An 8,086-nucleotide genomic window follows, 5' to 3' on the forward strand; every position below is an offset into this window, starting at 1 on the left:
CCTGAACCCGGCCTGTCCGGCCGAGGCAGGGAGTATAAACCGCGTCGGGCTTGTACACGAGCGCGCTCTTGATCACACGTGACATGATGAGATCGGCGAGGGTGCCTACCGCATCACATGATCGAAGTGGAACCTCATCACGTTATAAAATAGCGGCTGTTCCTCTTGAAAACCGGATCGTTGGGACCGGGAGTATCTCGTTGGTTTTTCCCGGCAGGGAGAGGTCTGGAAGCACATGAAGGTATCGAAGTTGACGGCGGCGTCACCTGCCCCCGAAACGCTATAGCGACTATCCCGCCCCCGTCTCAAATACCCCGGCCTCAAGCGCTTTCGCCAGTTCCGCATCGCCCTTCTGCCGCGCGGCCCGGGCAAAGGCCGCGCCGTAAGCTTCCAGCACCCGGTCCTCGCGCCAGACCTCGCCGAACGCCTTGCGCGCCGCGTCAGATCGGGCCGCCCGGGTATCGGGATCGGACTGGATCGACTGCATGGCACCCACCAGTTCATCCTCAGTCTCAAAAAGCGCCCCTGCGCCCGAGCGTTCGACGATCTCCGGGAAGGGGCCCAGCCTGCGGGCAATCACCGGCGTGCCGAGCCGGAAGCTCTCGATCAGGATGATCCCGAAGGTCTCATAGCAGACCGAGGGCACGATCAGACCCAAGGCACCCCGGTAATAGGCGTTCAGCTCATCCGGGCTCTTGCGACCAAGGAACTGGATATTCTTACGATTACCGGCGAGCCGCTTCAACTCATCCGCATAATCCCCGTCGCCGAGGATCAGGAGGTCCGCGTCGGGATACCGGTCCATCGCCGGAAAGACATCCTGAAGGCCCTTGATCTTCTCCAGCCGCCCCACGAACAGGAAATAGGGGCGCGGATGGCCGCTATGAGGTTCGGCAAGCTCGGGCAGGTCGGGCAGGAAATATGGCAGAACCGTCATCTCTTGCCTGAGACCAAACTCGGCGTGCTTGGCCCGGCTGAATTCGCTTTTCGCGATGATCAGATCCATATGATCCAGCGCCCGGTCGAGCATGCCGGTATGGCGCCACAGCTGCGGCGGGCGCTTGAAGCTGAGCTGGCATTTCACGCAATGCTTTTCGTCGCAAAGCTCACGCCCATAGCGCCAGAGCACATGGCTGGGACAGACCAGCCAATGTTCATGCGCCTCATAGACCTTCAGCCCCTCGCCCATCGGCAACAGGCCGGGCCCGCCAATCAGGGACGTGTTGTTGTGCCAGATGATGTCGGGTTTGCGCTCGGCCAGTATCTGACGAATACGGGTTCCATGCGTCACAGGGCGGCCCAGTTGCTGGGTCATCAGGTTCGACAGCATCCCGTTCCTGGCGCGCAACCCGATGCGCCGCACCCCGTCAAGCGCGCCTTCCGCCTGCACCTTGCCGCCAAGGATCAGATAACTGTCCTCATCATGCACAACGGTCACGTCATGCCCGCGTGCGGCCAGCGCGCGGGCCATGCGCTGCACGCCGATCGCATCGCCGCCAAAGGAATAGGGCGGGTAGAAGGTGGTGAACATGACGATGGAGAGCGATCTCATGCCGATACCTCCGGGGCGGGCCGCGCGTAGGACAGGAACAGCCTCAGCCGGTCGCGCATGAAAAGAAGGGTGAGGACAGCAAAGACCGCGACTCCGGTCAGGATCGAGACCACGACATCAAGGATCAGCGGCGTTCCGGTCATGGCGCGGTGGGTCAGGATCACCGCCATCGCCATCCCGCCCGTCGCAAATGCGGGCACGATATTGCAAGTGACAAGCGGCAGGACGGCCATATCCCCCAGCCGGGCCACCAGCCGGTAGCGGAAGATCCAGAGAAGGTAATGCGCCGCAACGAAGGCCCCGGTGATCGCCACCAGTCCCCAACGCGCGGCGATCAGCATCAGGACCGCGCCGAGCGCGACATTGGCCCATGTCAGCACCGTGATCTCGCCCGCCTTGCCGGCGGCAAGGCAGAAGCTCTGCTGTACCATGGCGACAGAGAAATAGAGGCCGAGGAAGGCCATGACCGACAGGACCGGCGCAGCACCCAGCCATTCCTCGCCGAAGAAAAGCTGCAGAACCGGTTCGGCGACGACGGCGATACCGACGAAGAACGGGAAGGCCAGGACGCCGGTCAGCCGCGCGATGTCCAGCAGCAGGTCCCCTGCCCTGCCGCCTTCACGCCTGACCGCCGCGAAGGCGGGTTGCGAGACCATGCGCAGCGGGGTCGAGATGAGGAAGGTCAGCGTCTCCACCAGCCGCCACGACACGGAATAAAGCCCCGTGGCGAGCGGCCCTAGGGTCGCGCCGATCAGCAGCGTCGGCATCTGCACCACCGCAAGCTCGGCCATGCGCAGACCCAGAACTTGTGCGCCGAAGGCCCCGGCCTGACGGATATGACCCTTCGTCGTCTTCAGCCCCGGCCGCCACGCGACCGCCGTCCAGGCCATCACGACATTGGTCGAGATCATCGCGATCCACTGGCCGACGAAACTCCAGACCCCCCAGCCCGAAAGCGCCATGCCGATCCCCACCGCGCCGCCGGTGATCACCCCCGCGATGGCGCGGAGCGAGAGGACACGGAAATTGAACTCCCGCCGCAGGATCGCCACCGGCACGGCGGTGAAGGCGATCAGAAGGACGGTGATCGACAGGCCCCGGATCAACCCCGCGACAATCTCATGCCCGTAAAGTGCTGCAATCGCCCCTGCCCCGGCCCAAAGCACCAGCGCCAGCAGCAGCCCCAGACCGGCGGTCAGCCAGAAGGTGGCGTTATAATCCTCATCCTTCGGATCCTCGGCTGCGATCAGATATTCCGACACGCTTTCGCGCACCAAAGCCTCGGCCAGAACGATGAAGACGGCGGCCATGGAAAGAAGCCCGTAAAGCTCCGGCCCCAAGAGTTTCGCCATGGTGACGAAGACGGCAAAGTTGATCGCCTGTTCGGTCCAGCCGCCCGCCGCCATCCAGGCGACGCCCTTGATGAACTTGTGCCCGACACTCACCGCCCCGCCCCCGAGGCGATGCCCTGCCAGGGCTTTGCGACCGCCGACTTGATCGCACGGAGCCCCTTGCGCGCGGCAAGATAGGCCGCACCACGGCCGGCCAGATGGGCGCGCCAACGGGCGATGTCGGTGAAATAGAACATCTCCAGCCGGGGCAGATAATGCGGGTCGTCCGTTAGCCCGGCCTGCCCCAGCCGGGTGCCAACGGAGGTCTTGTAAAGCTTTGCAATTGCCGTCCGCACCTCAGGCCCGGCGATCCCGTAGGGCGGAGCGAAATGGTGGATCTGGCGGGACAGCCGGTCCTCGATCACCGCCTTGGAGCGTTCCAGTTCCGCCCCCCGCGCGTCCTCGGGCAGGGCATCCAGATCGGGATGGCTGACGGTGTGGCTGCCGAACTCAACGCCTTCCGCCGCCAAAGCCCGGATCGTGCCCCATCCCATCAGGGGGCGCGGCGGATCGGCGATGCCGCGCCAGCCCTCGGCCCGGCCGATACAGGCGGTGGGCAGATAGACGATGGGTTTGAATCCGTGTTTCGACATGACCGGCCAGGCGGCATCGGCGAAATCCTGAAAGCCGTCATCGAAGGTGATGATCACAGAATGGGGGGCCAGTTTCCCCCGCCCGTCCTGCGCGGCGCGGTAATCGTCAAGCGTGATGACCGGCACCCCGGCCCCGGCAATCGCCGCCATCTGGGCGGCAAAGGTGGCGGGCGCGATCGACGTCGCCCCGCCCCGGTCCGAGATTGAGTGATACATCAGGATATCGATCACCGGCCCGCCCATGCTCAGTCCTCGACCCGGTGGCCTTCGAATTCATGCCGGTGCTCAGCCCAGGCCGCCAGGTCGATGCCACCCTCTGCCGTCAGCGCGTCCGCGGCCGCATAGGCCATGGCGAAGGCATGGTGGGTGTTGTCATGGGCGAAAAGCCCCTGACGCCCGAAGCTGAGGAACCCGTCGAGCGTGGACAGCCAATTGTCCACCGTTTCGAAATGCCGTTGATAATCAAGGTCGTAAACCGGATAGGCATGGGCGATACGCCGTGTCTCGGTCCGAACCACCGGCACCTTCACCGGCAGGCCGAGTTGGCCGAGCCACTCGCAATACTGCTTGCCCAGTTCCTCATCCGACATGTCCCACCACTTCTCGCCGGGATCGCAGGGCAGTTCGGCGCAAAGGATCGTCCGGCCCTTGGGGCCTGTCGCCGAGTTGTAGTTCTTCGGCTCGGACATCCGGGAAATCGGGATCGAGAGTTCCGGGAAATAATGCGCGTCGTATTCTGTGAACTGGTCGGTCTCAAGGATGAGATAGACAAGGATCATGCCCCGGAACCGGATCGCCTCGGCTGCCATCACCACTTCGGGCGGCGGGGGCGGGTCCATCAGCTTGACGACCGTGGTGAGCGGGATGGTGGAATAGACCTGATCAGGCTCGTGCCGGGTCTCGGTCTCACCGTCCTTGGTGACGATGCCGGTGACGCGGGCACCCTCGCGTTCGATCCGGGTGATGTTGGTGCCGAAATTGAAGGCCGCCCCCTGCCCTTCGGCGGCAGCGACCATGGAATTCGATATCTGGCCGAAGCCCTTCTTCGGGTAATAGAACCGCCCCGTCGTCGCGCCCCGCAGCCCCGGGATCATCTTCAGCATCTTGCCAAGGATCTTTCCGATGGACGAACCGGAAACCCGCCGTTCGGCCAGCGTCACCGCCAGCTTGTCAGGGTCGAGCCCCCAGAGTTTGCGGACATAGGGAAAGTAGAAATTCTCCGAGATCGTCGGCCCGAGCCCGTCGTAAAGAACCGAGGAAAAGCTGCGCGGGCCGGTGGATTTCTTGCGGAACTTCTTCAGGACCATATCGCCGATCAGCGAGGCCGCAAAGGCGGGCGGCAGCTTCAGAAGCGCGTCCTGCAATTTCAGCGGGAAATGGATCCAGCGCCCGCCCAGCCGGATACGGCCATGACGCGGTTGCAGCAGAAGGTCATCCCCCAGAAGCGCCTTCACATCGGCCAGCACGTTTTCATCCGCCACCGGGTGGAAGCGATGCGAGCCATAGTCGCACCAGATGCCGTCGATCTGGAACGAGGTGGAATTGCCCCCGGCCACAGGCGCACGTTCCAGCACCTCCACCTTTGCCTTGCCCTTGGTCAAAGCATAGGCGGCGGCGATGCCCGCCGGCCCCGCGCCAAGAACCGTCACGCGCGGCAGACGCACGCCTTCCTTACCGGCTTCTGCCGTCATTCCGAAATCTCCGTCACTTGTGAAATACGTGTCCCGAATCCGCCACCCGAGGCGATCAGGATCAGGGCGCCGAGCGCGCCCGCGAGGTAAAGGATGCCCTGCCAGGCAAGGCCCGACGCCACCACCTCGGGTGCCGTGGCACCGAAGGGGACGAGCAATGCGGCAAGCGAGCTTTCCCGCACGCCAAGCCCGCCGAGCGAGATCGGCAGGGTGGCCACGATCTTGGCTATCGGCCAGGCAAAGAACCACGCGGCCCAGGCGACATCGACGCCCATCGGCTCGGCCAGCCGGATCGAGAGCAGGATCAGCACCGCCTGCACGCCTGCCGAAAGCGCCAGCGTGAACAGCAGCAAACCCGGCCTGCGCCCCAAGGCGGCGAAGGCGTCAGCCAGCCGGAAGGCCAGATCGCGGGCGGGAAGGCCGGGCCAACGGCTCCAGACCCCGCGGGCGATTTTTGGAAAGACGAAGAGCCCGGCGATGGCCGCGGCAAAGACGATACCGGCGATGGTCAGGCCCAAAACCGGACTGCCGCCGCCATGCAGCATCAGAAGGCCGATCAGCGTCAGACAGGCAAGGCCGACAAGGTCGATCAGCCGGTCACCGATCGCGGCTGCGGCAACCTTTGGCCCGTCCTTCAACGAGGCATGCGCGAGGGCCGCGCGGACCGCATCGCCCCCAGCCGCACCGGGCAGGCAGAGATTGGCGGCAAGCCCCGCGAAATGCGCCCGCAAAGCGGTCAGCAAAGGGATCGCCCGGTCCATCAGCAGCCACCATTTCGTGGCCGTGACCACATGGCACAGAAGGAAGGCAAGCAGGACAGAGAGGAAAACCGGCAGGCTCAGCCGCGAAAACCCTTCAAGGATCGCGTCCTTTGGCAGGAACCAGAAGATCAGTCCCAACGCCGCAGCCGAACCGGTTGCCCGGATCAGCCATTTGCGCGCCGCCTTGCCGCCCAAAGCCACCGTCAGGGCCTCAGATGCAGGCGAGAGATCATGTCTGCGATCAGCCCGAGCGACCAGATGATCAAGGCCGAGAGGAAGGCAAAGATCGTGGTTTCTGACAGGTTGTCCATCCAGATGTCATAGACGAACTTCACCGCCCCCAGCGTCATCAGCGCCAGACCCAGCGGGATGAAGACCCGAAGCGGGTTGAAAAGCACTGTCATCCGCAGAACGAGGATCAGGAAGTTAATGAAATCGACCGGGCGGATTTTCGATTTTCCGACCCTTTTGCCGTATTCGATCGGCGTATAGATCATCCGTTTGCCATTACACGACATGCAAAGCGTGATCGTCGTTGTGAAAGAGAACTTCTGCGGCAGAAGCGGGATGAAGGGCACAAGTTCGGATTTGCGGAAGACGCGCAGACCGGAATTGAGGTCGTTCAGCTTCCGCTCGGCCAGGAAGGAGGCGAAGGTGTTCAGCACCCATTTCGCGGGCTTGCGGACCCAGGGCACGTTCTTCATCGCCGCACCCCGGTCGCCCACGACCATATCCTGATCGCGGCACATGGCCAGCATTCCGGGCAGGTAATGCGGCGGATAGGTGCCGTCGGCGTCGATGATCGCGACATATTCGTATTGCGCACGCTTAACGCCGCGTTTCAGCGATGCGCCATAGCCGGTATTGACCTGATTGCTGTCAACGATGACGCCGGTTTGCCGCGCGATCTCCATCGTCTGATCCTCGGAGCCGTCATCGACGACGATGATCTCATACGGCACGCCCAACGGGTCCATCGCCTCGCGCACATGCTCAATGGTTTCGCGCACGGCACCTTCTTCATTGTAAGCCGGGATCACGATGGAAAGCGACATGCCCTCGACCTCGGAAACCAGCGTCTTCAGTTCGGCCGTATCGGCCTCTCTGTCTTTCATATCCTTCATCCCTTCACCGTCTCCGGTCCGGTTCAATCGTATTTTGCCCGTCGCGCCGTCACGGCACATGCAGGCGGTTCTTCACGCCAAGGACGTGATATTCGAATAGGCACCAGGCAAAGGCCGTCGCCGAATAGACGTAGTAAACCTGGTGATAAAGAAAGGTCAGGGTGGCGAAACCAAGGCCCCCGTTTGAAAACATGAAGCGCAGGAAGGCCGCATTCGCGATCAGCGCCAGCGCCAGCAGGCCAAGCGTCGCGGGCCAAAGGCCGGGCATGAACGGCAACACGAGCACCGACAGGATCAAAAGCCCCGCGATCACCGCCTTGGCTTTTTCGCCGTGACTGGTGTTCAGGTCGTTATGCACGCCCTCGCGTGAGATCATCAGTCGTGACCAGGGCAGCGCGCGGCAGAAGATATCGGTGTGAATGGCGCTTTTCGGGGTCCAGACCTTCAGGTGCTTGCCCAGAAGCGTCGGATCAACCGCAATCCGCCCCCCCGCCCGCCGGATGCGATAGCCAAGTTCGATATCTTCGATCGAAGGTATCCGATAGGTTTCGGTATCGAAGCCGCCGACCTTGCGGAACGCATCCTTGCGCACAGCCCCGCAGCCTGCCCAGAATGTATGGGCGTCACGCTCGGCCCGCTGGTGATAGAAACGGTGCATCAGGTTCTTGTAGCGTGAAAACCAGTGCTGGCCGTCGGGCGTCGCATCATAGGACCCAAAGACCGCCGCAACCTCAGGATCGGCAAAGGCGGCGCGGACCTTTTCGGCGCCGTCCTCCCATGCGATGACATCGCTGTCGACGAACCACAGGACATCGCCCGTGGCCTCTTCGGCAGCGCGGTTGCGGGCAGCCCCCGGCCCGCCGTTTTTGTCCATCACGATCACCCGCGCGCCAAGATCGGCGGCGATGGCCGCGGTGTCATCGGGCGACACGTCATCGACGACGATGACCTCTTCCACCTCGCCGCGCCGGTGC

Annotated in this window: 7 protein-coding genes; all 7 read right to left on the bottom strand. The window is 63.3% G+C overall.

Translation table 11 applies throughout. From position 1 onward, the window contains the following. Window positions 1–289: 289 nt before the first annotated feature. Window positions 290–1,552: a glycosyltransferase family 4 protein gene (locus WBB85_RS00965; RefSeq protein ID WP_432636750.1), complete on the bottom strand. Its 1,263-nt coding sequence runs from the start codon at window positions 1,550–1,552 to the stop codon at window positions 290–292. Beyond that, complete coding sequence (locus WBB85_RS00970; RefSeq protein WP_432636752.1) at window positions 1,549–2,997, bottom strand: lipopolysaccharide biosynthesis protein; 1,449 nt, start codon at window positions 2,995–2,997, stop codon at window positions 1,549–1,551. Before WBB85_RS00970 ends, WBB85_RS00965 begins: the two co-directional genes overlap by 4 nt. Next, complete coding sequence (locus tag WBB85_RS00975) at window positions 2,994–3,779, bottom strand: polysaccharide deacetylase family protein (RefSeq protein WP_432636753.1); 786 nt, start codon at window positions 3,777–3,779, stop codon at window positions 2,994–2,996. The genes WBB85_RS00970 and WBB85_RS00975 overlap by 4 nt, the downstream gene beginning before the upstream one ends. Before the next feature lie 2 nt (window positions 3,780–3,781). Further along, window positions 3,782–5,227 (bottom strand): protoporphyrinogen/coproporphyrinogen oxidase, encoded by a 1,446-nt coding sequence (locus WBB85_RS00980; protein ID WP_432636754.1) that lies wholly within the window; start codon window positions 5,225–5,227, stop codon window positions 3,782–3,784. After that, a complete protein-coding gene (locus WBB85_RS00985; protein ID WP_432636755.1) occupies window positions 5,224–6,189 on the bottom strand; it encodes a lysylphosphatidylglycerol synthase transmembrane domain-containing protein in 966 nt (321 codons plus the stop codon). Before WBB85_RS00985 ends, WBB85_RS00980 begins: the two co-directional genes overlap by 4 nt. A gap of 2 nt (window positions 6,190–6,191) precedes the next feature. After that, on the bottom strand, window positions 6,192–7,103 hold the full coding sequence (locus tag WBB85_RS00990; protein ID WP_432636756.1) for a glycosyltransferase family 2 protein: 912 nt from the start codon (window positions 7,101–7,103) through the stop codon (window positions 6,192–6,194). Window positions 7,104–7,161: 58 nt separating this feature from the next. Continuing rightward, window positions 7,162–8,086 (bottom strand): glycosyltransferase (locus tag WBB85_RS00995; protein ID WP_432636757.1); only part of this gene is annotated, 925 nt, incomplete at its 5' end.

Origin of the sequence: Albidovulum sp. (genome assembly GCF_049646345.1) — a bacterium.
GTDB lineage: Bacteria > Pseudomonadota > Alphaproteobacteria > Rhodobacterales > Rhodobacteraceae > Albidovulum.